This is a genomic window from Enterococcus sp. DIV0970a, assembly GCF_051711265.1.
In the GTDB taxonomy this organism is placed as follows: Bacteria; Bacillota; Bacilli; order Lactobacillales; family Enterococcaceae; genus Enterococcus_D; species Enterococcus_D casseliflavus.
Genome location: NZ_JBIOMF010000001.1, coordinates 2,965,782 through 2,985,283 on the forward strand (window position 1 = coordinate 2,965,782; position 19,502 = coordinate 2,985,283).

Here is a 19,502-nt window from a genome sequence, read left to right on the forward strand (position 1 = left end):
TTCAATGGAGGATCCCTCATTTCGTTTAATAGTGCCCTAAGTATAGCATTGATCGGCAAAAAAGCGCAAGTTCAGTACCCCCTGCTGCTTTTCCTTTATATTTTATTCACAAACTAAACCCGTTATTGCTGGAAACGTTTCATTAAAAAACACTTGAAACACAAAAAAACCATCAGGTTGGTTAGTCCTGATGGCAAAAGGAGTAAAATGAAAAATAAAAAGGTTGTTGGTTGTGAATTCATTATACCTCCGATAAAAAAACTTTACATGTGAAAAACATAACAGTTAAATTAAATAACTCTTGTTTAACTTGAATGTTTATCATTTTTTTAACAATAAAGCCGTCATCCGTTGAATGGCAAAAGAAATTTCGTCGGTTGCTTCATCTTGCTTGGCTTCTGCCGCATCAAAGGCTTCTTGGTCGATTTTGTTATCGAGACTCAAAATCATCTCATCACAGCCAGCAACATATTTCATATACGCCCGCTCGAATTTTTTATGGATCCCCATCACATTCGCTGGGGGACGTAATTTGCTGATTTTTTCCAGCATCAAGCGGTATTTGTCCGTGCCTTCTTTAAAAATTCTGGTAATCTCAGCTAGCCGCTCAGGTGTTACCTCGGCTTCTTTCTTCTCGTCGATCGCTTTGCGGATCTCTTCATAATTGGGATTCATTTTCTCCCCGATCGCTTCTGTTTCTTTGACAAGATCGTTGATTGTTTGTACATAAAAACCTAAGTTTGGTCGCACAGTGGGTCCCCTACTTTCTTTGTTATTATCTCCTATTTTACCGTTTCTTACTGCAAATGAAAAGGTCAAGTAACAGCCGCAGGGTTTATCGAAAATAAGCCAGCAAAAAAAGGCCTGCTGCCCAGAGAGAAGGACAGCAGACCATTGATTGTTTTTCCGTTTATTTTTGGCTTATTTGCGTCCCATTGCTCGTTGGATCGCTTTGACGATCTCAACGACTGGAATGATCGCAAAGGAGGCCCCTAAAACGATGCCCCATTGATACAAGTCAAGGTGTGCAACACGGAAGATATCATTTAATCCTGGCACGATGAAGATCACCAGCATCAACGCAAAGGACAACAGGATCGCCCAGTTGAAGGCTTTGTTTCTAAATGCCCCTACTTTAAAGAGCGACTGATGGATCGATTTGACGTTGAAGGCATGGAACAACTGCATCAATCCTAACGTGGCAAAGGCCATCGTTAAGGCATCGGCATGGATCGCATCGTACGTATTGTGAACGGGCCATTGGATCGCTGACCAATAAACGAACAGCACGGTTGCCGCTTCTAAGATCCCTTGGTAGATGATACTGCTCATCACACCACCAGAGAAGAAGTTGGAACTGCGTCCCCGCGGTGCATGTTTCATTAGATCTTTTTCAGCAGGCTCCATTCCTAAAGCAATTGCTGGGAATGTATCCGTTACTAGGTTGATCCAAAGCAAGTGGATCGGCAATAGCGAGTCCCAACCCCACAAGGTTGCTAAGAACAAGGTCAAAACTTCCCCTAGGTTAGCGGCTAGCAAGTATTGAATCGCTTTTTGAATATTGGAGAAGACTTTTCGTCCTTCTTCCACTGCTACGACGATCGTAGCGAAGTTGTCATCTGCTAGGACCATATCGGAAGCACCTTTAGAAACTTCGGTACCTGTGATCCCCATGCCGACACCAATATCGGCTTGCTTCAGTGACGGTGCATCGTTGACCCCGTCACCAGTCATGGCAACGACTTTGCCTTCTTGTTGCCAAGCTTTGACGATCCGAACTTTATGTTCAGGTGATACCCGTGCATAGACTGAGTAGTTCGCTACCTTTTGGGCAAACTCTTCTTCGCTCATTTTATTGAGTTCAGCGCCAGTCAAGACGGCATCATCATCGCCCGGTTTGATGATCCCTAAACGTCCCGCAATGGCTTCAGCTGTATCGCGGTGGTCTCCGGTGATCATGATTGGACGAATCCCAGCTTCTTTGGCTAAACGTACCGCATCGGCTGCTTCTGCCCGTTCTGGGTCGATCATTCCGACTAAGCCAGCAAAGACCAAATCATTTTCGACGATTTCTGATTCTAAGTTTTCTGGTACTTGGTCTACATATTTGTAGGCCATCCCCAATACCCGCAGTGCTTGTTTTGCCATATCGGTATTGTTGAATAAGATTTTTTCTTTTTCTTCATTGGTCATCGGCAGCTCTTGGCCGTCCAATAATACTTTTGAGGTTCTGCCTAGCAAGACATCTGGTGCGCCTTTGACAGCAACTAAATAGCGACCGTCTTCTTGTTGGTGGATCGTACTCATAAGTTTTCGGTCAGAATCAAATGGCAGATCTGCTACCCGTGGTTCTTGATTGACAAGATCACGCACATGGAATCCTTGATCCATCCCGAATTGCACCAATGCGGTCTCGGTCGGATCACCGATCAAGTTGCCTTCTTCACCAAATTTTGTATCATTGGCAAAGTTCATGACTTTTAATGCCATGTTATCTAACGGAATATCTTCTGAAGCAGCATGTTGCTTGTCATTGACATACAATTTTTCCACGGTCATTTGATTCAACGTCAACGTACCAGTTTTATCAGAAGCGATAATATCGGTTGCCCCAAGGGTTTCAACCGCTGGCAATTTACGGATCACTGCATTTCGTTTCGCCATTACTTGCGTACCTAAGGCTAAGATGATCGTTACGATCGCTGGCAGCCCTTCTGGGATCGCCGCTACTGCTAATGAGATCGACGTCAATAGCATGTCGACCCATGACGTATTGTTAAAGATCGTTCCAACAAAGAACATGATCACTGCAATGATAATGATGGCGATCGTCAGGAATTTTCCTAGTTCATTTAAGTTACGCTTCAACGGTGTTTCGGTTTCTTGGGCGCTAGCCAGCATGCCAGCGATTTTCCCAACTTCAGTTCCCATCCCTGTATTGACCACGACCCCTTTGCCGCGGCCATAGGTCACATTACTGTTTGAATATGCCATATTGACGCGATCGCCGATCCCGACATCCGTCCCTTCGATGACGGTCAATTCTTTTTCGACTGGTACGGACTCACCGGTCAAAGCAGCTTCTTCAATTTTTAAAGAACTTGCTTCTAAAAGGCGTAAATCTGCCGGTACGACATCGCCAGCTTCTAATAGGACAATATCCCCCGGCACCAATTCATCGCTCTTGATGGTGACGGTATGACCATTACGCAACACATTGGCATTTGGTGTAGACATTTCTCTTAGTGCTTCGATTGCTTGCTCCGCCTTCGCCTCTTGAACGACACCCATGATCGCGTTGATAATGACAACTGCTAAAATAATAATTGAGTCCACGACTTCATGGGAAACGACTGCTGAGATAATCGCCGCCGCTAGCAAAACAATGATCATCAAATCTTTGAATTGTTCAAAGAATTTTTGTACCATCGATTTCTTTTTGCCTTCTTCTAATTCGTTGGGACCGTACTCAGATAAGCGTTTTTGTGCTTCATCGTTCGTTAATCCATTGGCATCTGTTTGCATTTCTTCCAGAACATGCTGCGCTTCTTGCGCATAAAACGCCTGCGATAGCTGTTCCTTTTTGTTTTCTTCTGACATGTTTCTCCTCCTTTTATATTTACTCTTCCTTTATTGTACATGATATGAAAAAAAATAGACTTATGTATGCACTGTCTAAGCATACATAAGTCTCACTGTTTAAGACAGCACCAGAAATTTCTTTCAGGATGGTGATACTGCCGCAGATAAAATCCGCCAATTACTCCCTCATGTTCATGTCAATAACCTACATTATACAAAAACTTTTCAGGTCTGGCAATTTTAATTTTGCTGAAACTAGCAGAAGGATTTCTCCTAAGAATCAGGCGATGATCGAGCCGTTTGGCATGCCTTTTGGTGCTTCCACGATTTGCAGACGACCGTCATTGTCTTCTGCTGAAAGGATCATTCCTTGGCTGACTTGTCCCCGCATTTTCCGCGGTTTCAAGTTAGCAACGATCACGACTTTTTTACCGATCAAATCTTGCGGTTCTGGATAAAATTCAGCGATCCCCGATAAAATTTGACGATCTTGATCATCTCCCGCAGCTAAGCGGAATTGCAGCAACTTGTCGGCGCCTTTGACTTTTTGACAGTCAACGACTTCTGCCACTTTTAATTCGATCTTGTCGAAGTCTTCGTATTTGATCTCGGCTTTTTCGGATTGCAATGTGGTTTCTTCTGGATTCCATTTGACTGTTTCTTCTGGACTTTGCGTCCCTTCAGCCATTTTCTTTTGGATGTAGGCTACTTCTGTTTCAAGTTCCAAACGAGGGAAAATCGGTGTGCCTTTGGCAACGACTTTCGTGCCGCTTGGAAATTCACCAAAGCGTAAATCTTTCAGATCCATGGCAACAGAAGCCAATCCTAATTGTTGGAAAATATTGGCTGGTGTTTCTGTCATCACCGGTTGCAATAAGATCGCAACGATGCGTAAGCTTTCCGCTAAATGAACCATTACACTGTTTAATTCCGCGCGCTTTTCTTCTTCTTTGGCTAACACCCATGGTTGAGTTTCGTCAATGTATTTGTTGGCACGGGAGATCAACGTCCATACTTCTGACAATGCCGTACTGAATTCCATTTTATCCATGGCTTCATGGTAACGACCAACAACATTGGCAGCAGTCGTTGACAGCTCGCTATCAAAAGGCGTCACTTTTGAGGCATAATCTGGCACTAAGCCATCACAATATTTATTGATCATAGCGATCGTCCGATTCAACAGGTTTCCTAAATCATTGGCTAGATCGTAGTTCAAACGAGAAACGAAATCTTCTGGTGTAAACACACCATCGCTGCCAAAAGGAACCGCTCGTAAGAGGTAATAACGCAACGCATCTAAGCTGTAGCGCTCCACTAACATTTCTGGATAAACGACATTGCCTTTAGATTTCGACATCTTGCCGTCTTTCATCATCAACCAGCCATGGCCAAAGATTTTTTTCGGTAATGGCAAGTCTAATGCCATCAGCATGATTGGCCAATAGATCGTATGGAAACGCACGATTTCTTTCCCAACCATATGCACGTCAGCTGGCCAGTATTTTTGGAACAAGGAATCGTCGTCTGAGCCATAGCCTAATGCCGTAATATAGTTGGATAACGCATCGATCCACACATACACCACGTGTTCAGGACTAGCAGTGACTGGGATACCCCATTTAAAGGTCGTTCTGGAAACAGCCAGGTCTTCTAAGCCAGGTTTGATGAAATTATTCAGCATTTCATTTTTACGTGATTCTGGTTGAATGAACTCTGGGTGCTCATCATAGTATTCAACCAAACGATCGGCATATTTGCTCATGCGGAAGAAATAAGAAGATTCCTTCACCAATTCTACCTCATGACCGCTTGGTGCTTTACCGCCGATGACTTTGCCTTCTTCATCTCGGTAAACTTCTGCTAATTGCGTTTCAGTAAAGTATTCTTCATCAGAAACGGAATACCACCCTTCATATTCACCAAGATAGATATCTCCTTGATCAAGCAATTGCTGGAAGATTTTTTGAACGGCTTTTTTATGGTAATCATCCGTTGTGCGGATAAATTTATCGTAACTGATGTCTAGTGTGTTCCATAGTTTCTTGACGTCAGCTGCCATTTTGTCGACGTATTCTTGCGGATCTACGCCAAGTTCTTCTGCTTTTTTCTCGATTTTTTGACCGTGCTCATCGACACCCGTCAAATAAAAGACATCAAAGCCCATCAATCGTTTGTATCGTGCTACCGCATCACAAGCGATCGTCGTGTAAGAATTCCCGATATGCAGCTTGCCGCTTGGATAATAAATTGGCGTCGTAATATAGAATGTTTCTTTTTCAGCCATGGACGCAAGTCCTCCTTTTCACTAGTAAAGTGTATACTTAGGTAGTATACAGTTCGCAACCCAAAAATGCTATAATTTTAATCAAAAAAGCGGATAACCTAAGACCTTTTTCCATGGTCTACAAGGAACAAAGGAATCGTTTTGGTCCTTAACACGCAGCAAATAAACCAGCAGATTTGAGCATTTCTTTTCTACTAGTTATCATAGCGCAGATAGCCGTTCACTTCAATGTTCTAGGGGAAGAATCTTGCTTAGATAGAAAGGGTGCTAGTGAGGGAGTTGCTTCTTTTTTCTGATCGTTTTGTGTCTTACAAGCGGCAACTAGCGCTTATTCGATCATAGATTCTACCATCAGCGTTTGTGGTCCCTCTTCTTCAATCGTCACTTCTTTGATCAAGCGATAGGTTCCTTTCGGCAAGGTGCCAAAATACTTCGACCAATTGATTAGTAAAGTTGTTTGACTGTGGGCAGAGGCATAATGACCGATGTCTTGAAAAACCACGTCTTCTTTAAAAAGGAGCTCCCGCCATTCATCCCCCTCGAAAACATCCACTGCAAAATAGTTGTCGTAGATCACCCTCTGATCGGAATGATTGTACAGTTTGAAGCGTCCGGATGTTGCTGTGCTGGTTTCCACTTCCAGACGAAGGGTTGCTTGTTGAGGGGATGGGGGCCCCATAAACGTATCGGCAGGGCTTCGATTGACACTTTGCCCAACCATCAAATCCGTCGGCTGCTCTTGCAGCTGACGGAAACCGGTACAGCCACTAATGATCAACAACAGTAATAGAAAAACGAGAAACTTGATCGTCTTCACCTCTTTTCCCCCTCTCGAAAGAATTCTCTGCGGCTCGCCTTCTTTCCTCTAGTATACCTATTTCGTGCCTTTTCAGCAGCATTTCTAGTCATTTATTGCTTTTTTTGAGAAAAAGGATCTGAAAAAGCTTCTTGCAGACGGTCTTTGATTAACAGGTGCTTCTTTTGCTATAATGAGGAAGACTTCACTTATAGAAAGGAACGCTATGACTCGAAAAAACAAACAGCATTTTTTGCTTTTAACTGTGCTTTCTGTGGGACACTTGCTTTTTTCAACCACAAGTTACCCCTTTTTGTTTGCGTACTTCAATAGCCATGATTATGCTGCGCTCTTTGCAACAGCGGTGGCAGTCCTCCGTGTGCTTTTTTTGCTCTGGATCGCTCTTTGGGGCTATTCAGCACTCAAAGAACACCCGCCATCTTCTTGGCTTTATCTCGCATTATTTTTCCTTAATTTGATCGTTCCTTATTTTTTCCGTTAAGGAAAACCGTCGCGTTCAGCTACTTACTTTATCTAAGGCAGGAGAAACCAATGAAAGAATTTACCTCAAAATCAGCTGAAAAACACTACTATGAAAAAGAAGCGTCAGAAGCAGAGTTTCTTACATGGTATCAGGCGCAAGATCAGCCGAAATACGAGAAACCTTCCGTAACCGTCGATATGGTTTTGATGTGTTACAACAAAGAAGAAGAACAATTAAAAATTGCGCTGATCCAAAGAAAAGGCCACCCTTTCCGTAATTCTTGGGCATTGCCGGGAGGCTTCGTCAATCCCAATGAATCGACGGGGCAAAGTGTGATCCGTGAGACGCAAGAAGAGATCGGGGTCACCATCTCCAAGCAAAACATCGAACAGCTGCATACCTTCAGCACCCCAGATCGCGATCCTCGCGGTTGGGTGATAACCGTCAGCTATTTGGCTTTTATCGGTGAAGAACCCTTAAGTGCCGGTGACGATGCGAACCAAGTACGCTGGTTCTCTTTAGAAAGAAAAGCCAATCAAATTTATTTGACCAGCGGCGAGATCGAGATCATTCTTGACCTAGTGACTGGCGCCTCTGTTGGAAAAGATACGTTGGCTTTTGACCACAGCGCGATCATCCTCAAAGCTTTCAAACGGGTTGCCAACAAGATGGAACACGAGCCACAAGTGCTGCTCGTGTTAGGCAAAGACTTTACGATCACGGAAGCCCGTAAAGTATTCGCCAAGTTTTTAGGGATCGATTTTAAAATGATCGATCATTCCAACTTCAAAAAATCCATGCTCCAATATTTTACGGAAGTTGGCGAAAAGCCCGTCGGCATCGGGCGTCCCTCAAAGATCTATCGCTTAAATGACGCATTTTTAGGTGACAAAATGTAAAAAAATACAACCCCCTGTCAGACCGTAGTTTGGCAGGGGGTTGCTGGTTAATCATAATTAGTGAACGTGGTTCCTAGAAACAAAAATCAGAAAGATTTTTTCTATACCCTAGGCGATCCCTGGCGTTCCTTCCAGTTCAAGCGGCTCAGCTGCTCATTTCGCCTGAGAGCCGTTCTAGCTTCTGTTGGTCCTGCGTATCCAACGTGACAAACCGCAGTTCTTTGCCGTACCACTGCGCTTTGTACTGGATTTTGCGAACGAATTGATGCCAATCACTGATGCTGTAATGACCAGCTTTTAAAACCGTATCTTCTGCGATTTGTTCCAAATAGATCGTATCGTACTGTTTTACGAGATGGTAGCTGACTTGATCGATGAATTCCCGCTTTTGACAGCAGTGAAAACGATAAAGGCGAGCGACCTTTCCTTTTAGCTTCTGATAATTTCGCGCCTGGGTCAAAAGGATTTTCTTCCGTTTGACCGCCGTCGCTTTCACCTGAAGTTTGCGTTCTGCTCGCGTCAGCTTTTGCTTCGTTTGGATGGCATGCTCACAGGTTATGGGTATCGGCTGGTTGGCTTTGACCAACTGCTGCGGATCATAAACAACAGCGACAGAGGCTTGCTGCTTCGGCAATGGCGGGATCTCTTCCAAACAAAGGATCGAGATGTAAAACTCTTCGTTGTTTTTTGCTGAGATCGTTGCCGATTTGATCTTGCCTTTGATCGCCCGATGCTTTTTTACGGGAACCAATGTTTTAAGCTTTGGCAGCTTGATTTGATCGTCTTCAAAATAAATGGTGTGCTGCTGATTATTGGTGGTATACGATTGCCAGATACTTTTTTTGGTTTTCATTTTTGGAAAGCCAGCCCGCTTTTGAAAGTAATTTCGAAACGCTCGGTCCAGATTCCGTTGTGCATTCGCCAATGCCAAACTATCGGTCTCCTTCAAAAAAGGATACTCCTTTTTTAGTTTGGCTGGCGTCAACCCTTGCTTTGCTTCATTGTTGGCCAGCTCCTCCATCTTTGCCTCCAGCAGTTGATTGTACGTAAAACGTACACAGCCGAAGGTTTCGATGAAAAACTGTTTTTGCTGTCCATTAGGATAGATCCGAAATTTGTATGCTTTTAAAACACCCAGTTTCATCTCCTCCTAACACTCCCTATACCTTTGACGCTAGTTCCCCTTTTTTTGTGCTAACTTTTCTTGATAGATCTTGGCTTCTTTTTTCGTGGCATAAACGAAATGTCCTGGTGCGATCTCTTCCATTGCTCGTTCTTGGTTATCGTTTGGTTCGCTGACGTATTTGATCCGCTTGCGTTGACGCTCATGGTCAGGATCTGGCAGCGGAATCGCTGATAAAAGACTTTCAGTATACGGATGGACCCCGTAATGATAGATTTCATCGCTGGTGCCTACTTCTAGCAGTTTGCCGTTGTGCATCACGCCGATCCGATCGCTGATGTGTTTGACCATCGATAAATCATGGGCGATAAACAAGTACGTCAATTTATGTTCTTCTTGCAAATCTTGCAGCAAGTTGACGACTTGGGCTTGGATCGAAACATCCAATGCCGAGATCGGTTCATCACAGATGATGAATTTTGGATCGACAGCTAACGCGCGGGCGATCCCGATCCGCTGACGTTGTCCACCTGAAAATTCATGGGGATAACGGGTCCCGTGACTTGGGTTTAGTCCGACCGTTCGCAAAAGTTCATCCACCCGATCATTGCGTTCTTTTTCATTTTTGGCTAATCCGTTGATATCGATCCCTTCGGCAATAATGTCCCGAACTTTCATCCGTGGATTCAAGGAAGCATAAGGATCTTGGAAGACCATTTGAACTTCCCGGCGAAAATCAGCCAGCGGTTTCTTGCCTTTGATTTTCATAACATCTTGTCCATCAAAAAGAACTTCGCCTCCGGTAGGGTTATTCAAGCGAATCACCGTCCGTCCAGTCGTCGATTTTCCGCTTCCAGATTCACCGACTAGACCAAAGGTTTCTCCTTCATAGATTTGGAAGGAGATATCATCGACGGCTTTGACTTCGTCTTTGCGGCCAACGTTAAAATATTGTTTGAGATTCTTTACTTCAAGTAAAACTTTTTCCAACCGTTTCTCCTCCTTTAGACAGATGCCTGAGTATTTTTTTCTTGGAATTTTTTCCAGCGAATCAAGATCTCATCCGGCGGAGTCACTTTCGGTGCTTGTGGCGCTAACAGCCAAGTGGCCGCTTTGTGCGTCGGTGAGACGTCAAAGAATGGCGGTTGCTGTTCAGCATCGATCTGCAAGGCAAACTCGTTCCGTGGATAAAAAGCATCACCTGTTGGCGGATCTAACAAATCTGGAGGTGAACCAGGAATCGCGTACAAGCGATCGCCTGTTCCTTCTAACGTCGGCATCGAACCTAACAAGCCCCAAGTGTATGGATGTTGTGGGTTATAGAAGATCTCTTCTGCGGTCCCCACTTCGACGATTTTCCCACCGTACATCACGGCCACCCGATCCGCCACATTGGCAACGACCCCTAAGTCATGGGTAATGAAGACGATGGACGAATTGATTTTCTTCTGGATATCTTTTAATAACTCTAAGATTTGTGCTTGGATCGTTACATCCAATGCAGTCGTTGGTTCATCTGCAATCAAGATCTGCGGGTAACAGATCAACGCGATCGCAATGACGATCCGCTGCCGCTGACCACCAGAAAATTGATGCGGATAATTTTTCAAGCGTTTCTCAGCATTCGGGATGCCGACAAGGTTCAATAGTTCCAACGCTTGTCGCAAGCCTTCTTTTTTACTGATTTTGTTGTGCTTCATCAATGATTCTGCCACTTGCTTGCCAATCGGCATCGTTGGGTCCAATGAAGTCATTGGATCTTGGAAAATCATGGCGATTTCCTTGCCACGGATTTTTTGCAGTTCTTTTTCGGATTTTTTCAAAATGTCCGTCCCATTGAAGAGGATCTGGCCATTATCGACATTGGCATTGCTGGCTAACAACCCCATGATACTGCGGGTCGTCACGGACTTGCCGCTCCCAGATTCGCCCACGATCGCCAAGGTTTCTCCTTTGTATAGATCGAAACTGACATCGCGGATCGCTTGGACTTTCCCAGCAAAGGTGTCAAAAGAAATTTCTAAGTTTTTCACTTCTAAGACTTTTTTCATAGCAATCACTCTTTCATTTTCGGATCAAAGGCATCACGCAAACCGTCTGCCAGCAAGTTGAACCCAATCATAATCACAGACAAGGTCACAGCTGGTACCCACATTTGGTAAGGCAGGAACAAGAAGGTTTTGTAGCCATCGCTTAGTAACATCCCTAAAGATGCTGAAGGTGGTTTTAATCCTAGCCCAATAAAGCTTAGGAAGGCCTCGAAGAAAATCGCCGAGGGGATACTGAACATCATTTGTACGATGATCACGCTGGAAATATTCGGTAATACGTGTTTCATCGCAATCTTGAGGCGACTTTCCCCCAGCGTCGTTGCGGCTAAAACGAATTCTTGATCTTTTAGTTTCATCGTTTGGGCCCGTACGATCCGCGCCATTGGAATCCAGTTAGTGATCGCCATTGCTGCCACGATCGAGAAGATCCCAGGTTCAAAAACCACCAACATCAAGATCATTACCACTAAGTTGGGAATACCAGATAAGATTTCTAGAAAACGTTGCATCACATTATCGATCCGTCCACCTAAAAGACCAGAGATCAGGCCATAGGTTACACCAAAGATGATGTCAAGCATTGCCGCGATAAACGCGATCAACAAGGAAATACGTGTTCCTACAAATAGACGACTCAGTAGGTCACGACCCAAGCCATCCGTTCCTAAAAGGAAATACGTCCCGTCAGGAACATTGGCAGCTGCATACTTATCTACTAGCTCGCCTCCCACCATCGCATAGCCGTTTAAGCCATTGATGTTGATACCAGGAATTTTCGGCGGCAGATTTGTAAAGGTCACATTTTGCGCAGTTGGATCATGTGGCGAGACAAAAATCGTAATGATTGAGATCGCGATAATGATCAGCAGCAAAATGATTGAGAAAACAGCGGCTTTGTTCTTTTTCAGACGACGCCATGAATCTTGGAAAAACGTTAATGAAGGGGTTGCGATCGCTTCACGCTCTTCATTGGTATTTTTTTGTAACGGTTGAAATTTGGCTGCATCGATGGCAGCAACATCATTTGCTGTGTAAGGTTTCTCTGCCATTAGCCACGACTCCCTTCTGAAACTCGGATCCGCGGATCAACGATTCCATATAAAATATCAACAACAAGAATAACAAAGACCAACATCGCGGAATAAAGAATTGTTACCGCCATGATCGTTGGATAGTCATTGGTCATGATTGATTTTACGAACTGTTCACCGATACCTGGGATCGCAAAAATATTTTCTACGACAAGAGAACCCGTCATCAAACCGACAGCTAGCGGTCCTAACAGCGTCAATAACGGAATCAAACTATTCCGCAAACCATGCTTGAAGGCAATTTCCCAGCGGCTCAACCCTTTTGCTCGTGCCAACTCGACATAATCACTATGCAGCACTTCCACCATCTCGGTTCGAATAAACCTGGCGGAATCCGCTAATGGCGACATCGCCAAGGCGACGGTCGGTAGGATCGTGCTGGCAAAAGTCTCCCACTTAGCAATCGGTAAGATCCCTAGTTTGATGGCAAAAATGTATTGCAGCAACACGGCAAAGACAAAGTTAGGGATCGAACGTCCTAAGATCGCCACTAAGGTAGACGTTGTATCGATCCAAGTATTTTGTTTCATCGCAGAGATCGTTCCTAAAATGATCCCAAAGAACGTACCAAAGATGATCGCTTGTAGCCCTAGTTGCAGTGAAGGTCCGATTCTTCCTGATAATAAATTCGCTACTGGCTGGTTTTTAAATTGGAAAGAGATTCCAAAGTCACCTTTTAGTAAATTGGTCAAATAAAGCCAATATTGGGTAATGATCGGTTTGTCCAATCCTGCTTGCTCATTTAGCAAGGCAATTTGTTCTGGACTTAATTTTTCAGCATTCGTATATGGTGTTCCTGGCAAAAATTGCATCAAGAAAAAGGTGATCGTGGCAATCAGCCATAATGTTAAGACCATGTAGAACACTCGTTTCAATAAATATTTCAAAAAGCTGTTCACGCAGTTTCCCCCTTAAGTATTTTGACTTCTATTCAATAATTATGTAAATTAACATAGTACGAATCATTAAAAAGGAGTCAGATCATGAAAATAAAAAAAAGTAGTGGGCTCATACCCCTCCTATGCCTCGCAATTTCTGGCGGATGGTTAGCCATAAAAAATGAATTTTCCATAGCAGCTCTTTCAGATGCCCTTTTCTTGTGGGCGCTGTTCTTTTTGATCATTGGCGGTTTTTTATGGGTATTTGCTTCTGGTTTCTTTGACCATTTTCAATACTCCATGAAGAAAGCTTTTTCCAAAAATAAAACAGATTATCTGAAATTATCCCAAGTCGGCAAACAGAGCTACGCCTTTTGGTTATGGCCTGGTGTCTTCTTGTTATTCCTTTCATTGCTCTTTTTAATGATTGCTACTAGTTAATTTCATTCTTATAGTTTTACTCATTGAAATGAGAAGCAAAAGGCTGAGACAAGAAATTGTCCCAGCCTTTTCTTCGGCATTTCAAGTCAACTACTCGTGATTATTCGATTGATGTCCACTTGTAGTCGTATTGTGCGCCCGCTGCGTGAGCAACAACACCTTTGACTTTTGTTGCACGTAAGTGTGCTTCCGCTTTTTGATAAACTGGAATGACACCTTGTTCATTCATAATGATTTTTTCTGCATTGACTAGATCTTCCCAACGTTTGTCAGGGTCATTGGCATTGGTTGTACCCGCTGCTTCAACGGCTGCATCGTATTCTTCGTTACTCCATTGCCCACGGTTGTATGAATTGCCTGTCGTAAACAAGTCTGTAAAGCTACTTGCATCGGCATAGTCAGCACCCCAACCGCCCATTACTGTATCAAAATCACCAGCGTTTGAACGATCCAAACGAACAGAGAATGGTACTGGACTTAACGTGACTTTCACACCGTCCAATGTTTTTTCGATCGTATCTTGCAAGTACTCAATGATTTTCTTCGTTGAGTCTGTATCAGAAGCTAAGATATCAAATTCTAATGAATCGATCCCTAATTCTTCTTTGGCTTTTTCCCAATGTTCTTTGGCTTGTTCTTCATTGTATTCAATGACGCTGCCAGCTGCTTCCGTGAAGTCTGTATGATCACCAGGGCTGAAGGTCATGCCTTCTGGTACCAACCCAGTTGAAGCAATCGAACCATCCCCTAAGATCGATGTCACTAAGGCATCACGGTCGATCGCATAAGAGATCGCTTTACGTAAGTTTTCGTTACGGAAAGGTGAATCTTCATCACGTTGGTTCAATTCTAGGTAAGAAGTCGTTGCTTCTGGTTGAGAAACAAAGGCTTCATCGTTAGCCATTTGTTGCGCTAATTCACCTGTTAGGATGACATCATCTGCTTGACCATCTTGGAAAAGGTTCAAGGCAGTTGAGGATTCCTTCACGACGCTTACGTTGATCGTTTGTAATTTAACAGTATCTTTGTCCCAATATTGGTCGTTCTTTTCATAAGCCCATTCCGTATCCGTTCCTGGTCCATCAAACCCAGTCAAGACAAATGGTCCATTGTAAACGGCATTGTCGCTGGTTGACGCATATTGATCGCCATTTTCTTCTACCACTTTTTGATTTTGTGGGAAGAAGGATGGGAATGCTAATAAGTAGTCAAAGTAAGGTGTTGCTTTTTCTAGGGTGATTTCTAATTCATAATCCCCCACTGCTTTGATGCCTAGCTCTGATGGATCCGTATCGCCTGCTGTGATGGCATCTGCGTTCTTAACTGGTGAAAATAGATACGCGTATTCTGATGCTGTTTCAGGTTTGACTGTCCGTTGCCAGCCATAGACGTAATCCGCTGCTGTAACAGGGTCACCATTTGACCATTTCGCATCTTCACGTAATTTGATCTTGTAAGTCAGTCCATCCTCGCTAACTTCAGCTGCTTCAGCTGCACCAGCAGGTTGTGGTGTACTGTCAGCATCCAAACGATACAGTCCTTCATATACATTGTTCAATGCACTGAAGCTGATCGTATCGGTTGCTAATGAGAGATCCGCACTTGGCATTTCTTGTGAAACCACTATGTTAAACACTTGTTCTGCACTGCTGTCACCGCTTGCTGCTGTGTCATTGCTTGAACTATTTGTTCCGCCCGTTGTACAACCGGCTAACGCCACGCCACACACAGCCACTAAACCATAGGCCCATTTATTCTTCATCCTGTCCTACCCCTTAATTGAATTAATTTTCAGAATAATCATGCGATTTCTGAAGTTAGATAAGATTTTAATTAATAATTATTAAAAAAGCAATCCTTTTTTCGATAAAAAACACCTCTGACAGAAAGTTTTCTTGGTATTTACTTACCTTACTCTCATCAAACATTCGTTAAATGCTATTTTTCCTTTTTTTATTTATAAGAAATAAAGCAAAAAAAATAATAAAAAAACATGGTTAAATGTAACTTACATTCATTTTCTGTCTTTCTTTTTCATTTGATCCGTCAAAATGAGAAATGTCTGATAGAAGGGTAAATATACAGAAATCGCCAATGATTTTTATCAGAACAGACCAAAAAAAGACCTGATCGCATGCTTGCTGATCAGGTCTTCTCGCCTTAAAGACATTTGTTTCATCCCCGAAAGGATGTCCTTCAATGATTAATGGATCGCGCCGCCAATTGCTTTTAGATCTTCTTTGTCGGCATAATCAACGATGGCTTCCACCGCTGCAGTCAATCCTTTGGCGATGTCTTCGATGCTCATTGCAGGCTGTCCTGCTTTATCGACGACTTGCTGAGGAATAAACGGCACGTGGATAAAACCACCCTTCATTTCAGGGTATTTTGTATCGATCATGTATTGTACTTGATACATGATGTGGTTGCAGACGAAGGTTCCAGCAGTATTAGAAACGGCTGCCGGTATTCCTGCTTTTTTCATGTTTTCTACCATTGCTTTGATCGGCAGTTGTGTGAAGTAAGCAGGCTTCCCTTCTGTTTGGATCGCTTCATCGACGGGTTGATTGCCTTCGTTATCAGGAATCCGGGCATCATCTACATTGATCGCCACTCGTTCTGGTGAGATGGCAAACCGTCCACCCGCTTGGCCAATGTTTAAAACGACATCTGGGTGGATCTCTTCAATTTTCTCTGCGACGATCGCTGCTGATTTCCCAAATACAGTAGGGATCTCTGCTTTCACGATCTGTGCACCATGAATTGTATCTGGCAGTAATTTCACTGCTTCTAAGGCAGGATTGATTGCTTCTCCGCCAAATGGATCAAATCCGGTAATTAGTAGTTTCATTTCCATCATCCTTCCCTCTTTGTTTTACCACTAAAATGCCCAAAAGTACATTAAAGCGATGTGGATCACTAACAATAATAAAGCAATTGGGGCTTGTGCTTTAATGACACCATTGGGGTCTTTCATCTCTAACAAGGCCACTGGCAGTGCGTTGAAATTGGCTGCCATCGGAGTCAGCAATGTGCCACAAAAACCAGCGGTCATAGCCAACGCACCAGCAACGACTGGGTCGCCGCCTTGAGCCATCACAAAAGGTACACCGATGCCTGCGGTAATAACGGTAAATGCCGCAAAGCCATTTCCCATGATCATAGTAAAGATCATCATTCCTAAACAGTAAGCCACGACACCGATAAAACGATTGCCTTCTGGCACGACACCAGAGATTCCTTGAGAAATCACATCACCGACACCAGCAGCGTTAAAAATGACACCTAGTGCTGCTAATAACTGCGGCAAGATACCGGCAGTTCCGACTTGACGAAGCATCCGGTCGGAATCGTCCAGCACTGTTTTCGGTTTAGCGGAAGTCAACACGACTGCCAACAAGAGCGCTAAGATCGATGCGATCCCGATTCCAACTTGGCCTCCTAATGGTGTATAAGAAATCACCACAGCGATCAATGCTAAGCTGATACATGGCACGAAGATCGTACTACCGATCCGTTTAGCCGATGCTTCTGCTTTTTCATCATCCACGTCCACGATTTTACCAATCTGCACTTGTTTGAAGAAGGTCAAACAGCCCATCAAAACGATCAAAATACCGTCCACAAGATACGGCAAGAAATTCCCGAAAGCAAAGACGATCCCTAGCAGTAACCAAAAAGCAGAGGTGCCTAATCGGGTGGGATGATCCGCTTCACGAAAAACCCGTACAGCCGTCATGATCGACAGCAATCCGATCAAGATATAAAAGAATTCCAGTAATCCGTTAACGATTCCTTCCATCTATTTGTCCTCCTTCTTGCCATATTTTTTTGCTAATTTACGATCAAAGAGCAAGTTCGACAATGTAGCAATGACTAAGACGATCAATGCGATCGGCAATGAGGCTTGCGCGATCGAACTAGCTGCCACATCGTAGCCAAGAGATTGCAATGTTCCTACGATCAATAGCACACCAGAAGCAGCCACAAAGGTATTTTGCGCAAAGAAATTCCCGAAGTTTTCGTTAGCGGCAGCCCGAGCTTTGATTTTTTCCTGATCTTTTTCATCCAGTTCCCCAAATTTGTTTTCCCCAGCAGCTTGCGCCATCGGGTTAACGATCGGGCGGATAAATTGTGTATGTCCTTGGATCCGAATAGAGAAAAAGCCAGCAAGTTCTCGAATAAACAAGTACAAGCTTAAGAACTTCCCTGGTGTTAAGCCTTTGATCTTTTCAATCAATATGACTGCTTGCTGCTTCAAGCCAAAACGTTCTGACAAGCCGACCATCGGTAGTGTCAGTAAGAACAGTGTAACGAGTCGATTATTGACAAACGCTTCTCCTAACATTGTTAAAAAATCAACAACAGAAATCCCCGACACAAGCGCGGTGACAAAACCAGCAACGATTACGACAGCAATAGTATCTAGCTTCAGCAAAAAGCCGACTAAAATAACTAGAATACCAATTAATTTAATCCATTCCATCAAATCATCCTTTCACAGTAAGTTATTTTTAATGAATACCAGCTTTTAGTATAATCTATTTTTTTCTTGTAAAACAATGTTTTTTGAATTTTCTTTACAGGAATACGCTTTCTTTAAGGCGTTTTTTAATTGCTTAGATAATAAAAAACCAAAAGAAGAACTGCGCTTGTGCAGTCCTTCTTTTGGTTTTTTGTGTTTAAGAAGCAGAAGCTTCTTTTTTCATTTGTTTGCTTCGCAGCTGTCCGCATGCTGCGTCGATATCTGTCCCATGTTCTTTACGAATCACACAGTTGATGCCGTTTTTCTTTAAAATGTCATAAAAAGCTAACACATCGGCTTTTTTACTTCGAGCATATTGGTCATGCTCACTCACTGGGTTATAAGGAATCAAGTTGACGTAAGACAATTTCTTTTTATCCTTCAATAATGCTGCCAACTGACGGGCATGTTCCGGTCGGTCGTTGACATGATCCAGCATGATATACTCAAACGTGATGCGACGATTGGTTTTTTCTAAATAATAATCGACCGCTGCCATCAGTTTTTCAATCGGGAAGCTCCGATTGATCCGCATCATGGAGGTTCTGACTTCGTTATTTGGGGCATGCAGCGAAATCGCTAGGTTCACTTGCAAGCCGTTCTCCGCAAACTCTTTGATTTTATGCGCTAAGCCGCTGGTTGACACGGTAATATGCCGCGCACCGATCGCTAAACCCTTTGGGTCGTTAATGATCTGCAAGAAATGCATCACATTGTCATAGTTATCAAAGGGTTCGCCGATCCCCATGACGACTACGTGAGAGACCCGTTCTCCCTCGTTGCGTTCATCAAAATAGTGTTGTACTAACATGATTTGAGCCACGATCTCGCCTGCCGTTAAATCCCGCTGTTTCTTTAATAACCCACTGGCACAAAAGGTACAGCCGATGTTGCAACCGACTTGGGTTGTCACACAAACCGACATGCCATACTCTTGACGCATCAAGACCGTTTCAATCATGTGATTGTCGGGCAATTGAAATAAATACTTGACGGTCCCATCACTGGCTTCTTGTACCACCATCTGCTTCAGGGGATTGATCACAAAGGCTGCCGTCAGTTTCTCAATCAAAGGTTTCGGTAAATTGGTCATTTCTTCAAAGCTGGTTACTCGTTTTTCATAGAGCCACTCCCACACTTGGTTGGCTCGAAATTTCTTTTCGTTTTGTTCAGTTATCCACAAAGATAGATCTGATTTGGTAAGTCCATAAATCGATGGGTTCACTTTTTTCCCTCTTTTCAAACTAGTCGCTACATACTATAACTGAATTCTTTGTGAAAAGCAACCGTACCTTGGTTGTTTGTCAAAGCGAAACCGTTGCTCTACTGCGCTGGTTGATCATTT

At 43.5% G+C, this 19,502-nt stretch carries 17 protein-coding genes; 3 read left to right on the plus strand and 14 right to left on the minus strand.

Annotated features, from left to right (window positions below; all coding sequences use genetic code 11):
* Positions 1-321: 321 nt before the first annotated feature.
* The 4 genes from IGK14_RS14315 to IGK14_RS14330 all read right to left on the minus strand — a co-directional run bounded on the left by IGK14_RS14315 (position 322) and on the right by IGK14_RS14330 (position 6,686).
* Positions 322-750 carry a hypothetical protein gene (locus tag IGK14_RS14315; RefSeq protein WP_005228008.1) on the minus strand — a complete coding sequence of 143 codons (429 nt, stop codon included), beginning with the start codon at positions 748-750 and terminating at the stop codon, positions 322-324.
* Between the two features lie 171 nt (positions 751-921).
* A complete protein-coding gene (locus IGK14_RS14320) occupies positions 922-3,600 on the minus strand; it encodes a cation-translocating P-type ATPase (protein WP_005228006.1) in 2,679 nt (892 codons plus the stop codon).
* Positions 3,601-3,862: 262 nt separating this feature from the next.
* Positions 3,863-5,869: a methionine--tRNA ligase gene (metG, locus tag IGK14_RS14325; protein WP_005228005.1), complete on the minus strand. Its 2,007-nt coding sequence runs from the start codon at positions 5,867-5,869 to the stop codon at positions 3,863-3,865.
* Positions 5,870-6,197: 328 nt separating this feature from the next.
* Positions 6,198-6,686, minus strand: coding sequence for an immunoglobulin-like domain-containing protein (locus IGK14_RS14330; RefSeq protein ID WP_010749111.1), 489 nt, complete (start codon positions 6,684-6,686; stop codon positions 6,198-6,200).
* Between the two features lie 205 nt (positions 6,687-6,891).
* On the opposite strand from IGK14_RS14330, the gene IGK14_RS14335 reads away from it, so the two are divergent.
* Both IGK14_RS14335 and IGK14_RS14340 read left to right on the plus strand, forming a co-directional pair.
* On the plus strand, positions 6,892-7,167 hold the full coding sequence (locus IGK14_RS14335; protein WP_010749110.1) for a hypothetical protein: 276 nt from the start codon (positions 6,892-6,894) through the stop codon (positions 7,165-7,167).
* A gap of 50 nt (positions 7,168-7,217) precedes the next feature.
* Positions 7,218-8,048, plus strand: a complete 831-nt coding sequence (locus IGK14_RS14340; RefSeq protein WP_005228002.1) for an NUDIX domain-containing protein — start codon at positions 7,218-7,220, stop codon at positions 8,046-8,048.
* A 145-nt stretch (positions 8,049-8,193) separates the two neighbouring features.
* Here IGK14_RS14340 and IGK14_RS14345 read toward each other — a convergent pair whose 3' ends face one another.
* From IGK14_RS14345 to opp3b, 5 genes are read right to left on the minus strand one after another with little or no spacing between them, the layout of a single operon-like run.
* Entirely contained in the window at positions 8,194-9,192 is a 999-nt protein-coding gene (locus IGK14_RS14345; RefSeq protein ID WP_010749109.1) for an RNA-guided endonuclease TnpB family protein, read from the minus strand.
* 30 nt (positions 9,193-9,222) lie between these two features.
* A complete protein-coding gene (locus IGK14_RS14350) occupies positions 9,223-10,161 on the minus strand; it encodes an ABC transporter ATP-binding protein (protein ID WP_005227998.1) in 939 nt (312 codons plus the stop codon).
* A 14-nt stretch (positions 10,162-10,175) separates the two neighbouring features.
* Entirely contained in the window at positions 10,176-11,228 is a 1,053-nt protein-coding gene (locus IGK14_RS14355; protein WP_216593164.1) for an ABC transporter ATP-binding protein, read from the minus strand.
* The gene (locus IGK14_RS14360) at positions 11,228-12,271 is read right to left on the minus strand and encodes an ABC transporter permease (protein WP_005227994.1); all 1,044 of its coding nucleotides are present in this window, start codon (positions 12,269-12,271) and stop codon (positions 11,228-11,230) included. Before IGK14_RS14360 ends, IGK14_RS14355 begins: the two co-directional genes overlap by 1 nt.
* A complete protein-coding gene (gene opp3b / locus IGK14_RS14365; protein WP_005227991.1) occupies positions 12,271-13,212 on the minus strand; it encodes an oligopeptide ABC transporter permease in 942 nt (313 codons plus the stop codon). The genes IGK14_RS14360 and opp3b overlap by 1 nt, the downstream gene beginning before the upstream one ends.
* Before the next feature lie 84 nt (positions 13,213-13,296).
* Here opp3b and IGK14_RS14370 point away from each other — a divergent pair, with 84 nt between their 5' ends.
* Complete coding sequence (locus tag IGK14_RS14370; RefSeq protein ID WP_005227990.1) at positions 13,297-13,632, plus strand: DUF3899 domain-containing protein; 336 nt, start codon at positions 13,297-13,299, stop codon at positions 13,630-13,632.
* Between the two features lie 100 nt (positions 13,633-13,732).
* On the opposite strand, the gene IGK14_RS14375 is transcribed toward IGK14_RS14370, so the two are convergent.
* The 5 genes from IGK14_RS14375 to rlmN all read right to left on the minus strand — a co-directional run bounded on the left by IGK14_RS14375 (position 13,733) and on the right by rlmN (position 19,382).
* Positions 13,733-15,394, minus strand: a complete 1,662-nt coding sequence (locus IGK14_RS14375; protein ID WP_010749107.1) for a peptide ABC transporter substrate-binding protein — start codon at positions 15,392-15,394, stop codon at positions 13,733-13,735.
* 441 nt (positions 15,395-15,835) lie between these two features.
* On the minus strand, positions 15,836-16,483 hold the full coding sequence (pcp, locus tag IGK14_RS14380) for a pyroglutamyl-peptidase I (RefSeq protein ID WP_005227979.1): 648 nt from the start codon (positions 16,481-16,483) through the stop codon (positions 15,836-15,838).
* 30 nt (positions 16,484-16,513) lie between these two features.
* Positions 16,514-17,434 (minus strand): DUF979 domain-containing protein, encoded by a 921-nt coding sequence (locus IGK14_RS14385; RefSeq protein WP_005227977.1) that lies wholly within the window; start codon positions 17,432-17,434, stop codon positions 16,514-16,516.
* Positions 17,435-18,118, minus strand: a complete 684-nt coding sequence (locus IGK14_RS14390) for a DUF969 domain-containing protein (RefSeq protein ID WP_010749105.1) — start codon at positions 18,116-18,118, stop codon at positions 17,435-17,437. It lies immediately after the preceding gene.
* 196 nt (positions 18,119-18,314) lie between these two features.
* Complete coding sequence (gene rlmN, locus IGK14_RS14395; protein WP_010749104.1) at positions 18,315-19,382, minus strand: 23S rRNA (adenine(2503)-C(2))-methyltransferase RlmN; 1,068 nt, start codon at positions 19,380-19,382, stop codon at positions 18,315-18,317.
* Between the last annotated feature and the right edge of the window lie 120 nt (positions 19,383-19,502).

Excerpts from the sequence above, each read along its gene's own strand:
- IGK14_RS14390 (WP_010749105.1), bottom strand. The coding sequence starts at position 18,118 with ATGGAATGGATTAAATTAATTGGTATTCTAGTTATTTTAGTCGGCTTT.
- IGK14_RS14335 (WP_010749110.1), top strand. The coding sequence starts at position 6,892 with ATGACTCGAAAAAACAAACAGCATTTTTTGCTTTTAACTGTGCTTTCT.
- IGK14_RS14370 (WP_005227990.1), top strand. The coding sequence starts at position 13,297 with ATGAAAATAAAAAAAAGTAGTGGGCTCATACCCCTCCTATGCCTCGCA.
- IGK14_RS14385 (WP_005227977.1), bottom strand. The coding sequence starts at position 17,434 with ATGGAAGGAATCGTTAACGGATTACTGGAATTCTTTTATATCTTGATC.
- metG (WP_005228005.1), bottom strand. The coding sequence starts at position 5,869 with ATGGCTGAAAAAGAAACATTCTATATTACGACGCCAATTTATTATCCA.
- IGK14_RS14320 (WP_005228006.1), bottom strand. The coding sequence starts at position 3,600 with ATGTCAGAAGAAAACAAAAAGGAACAGCTATCGCAGGCGTTTTATGCG.
- IGK14_RS14345 (WP_010749109.1), bottom strand. The coding sequence starts at position 9,192 with ATGAAACTGGGTGTTTTAAAAGCATACAAATTTCGGATCTATCCTAAT.
- IGK14_RS14360 (WP_005227994.1), bottom strand. The coding sequence starts at position 12,271 with ATGGCAGAGAAACCTTACACAGCAAATGATGTTGCTGCCATCGATGCA.
- IGK14_RS14375 (WP_010749107.1), bottom strand. The coding sequence starts at position 15,394 with ATGAAGAATAAATGGGCCTATGGTTTAGTGGCTGTGTGTGGCGTGGCG.
- pcp (WP_005227979.1), bottom strand. The coding sequence starts at position 16,483 with ATGAAACTACTAATTACCGGATTTGATCCATTTGGCGGAGAAGCAATC.
- IGK14_RS14340 (WP_005228002.1), top strand. The coding sequence starts at position 7,218 with ATGAAAGAATTTACCTCAAAATCAGCTGAAAAACACTACTATGAAAAA.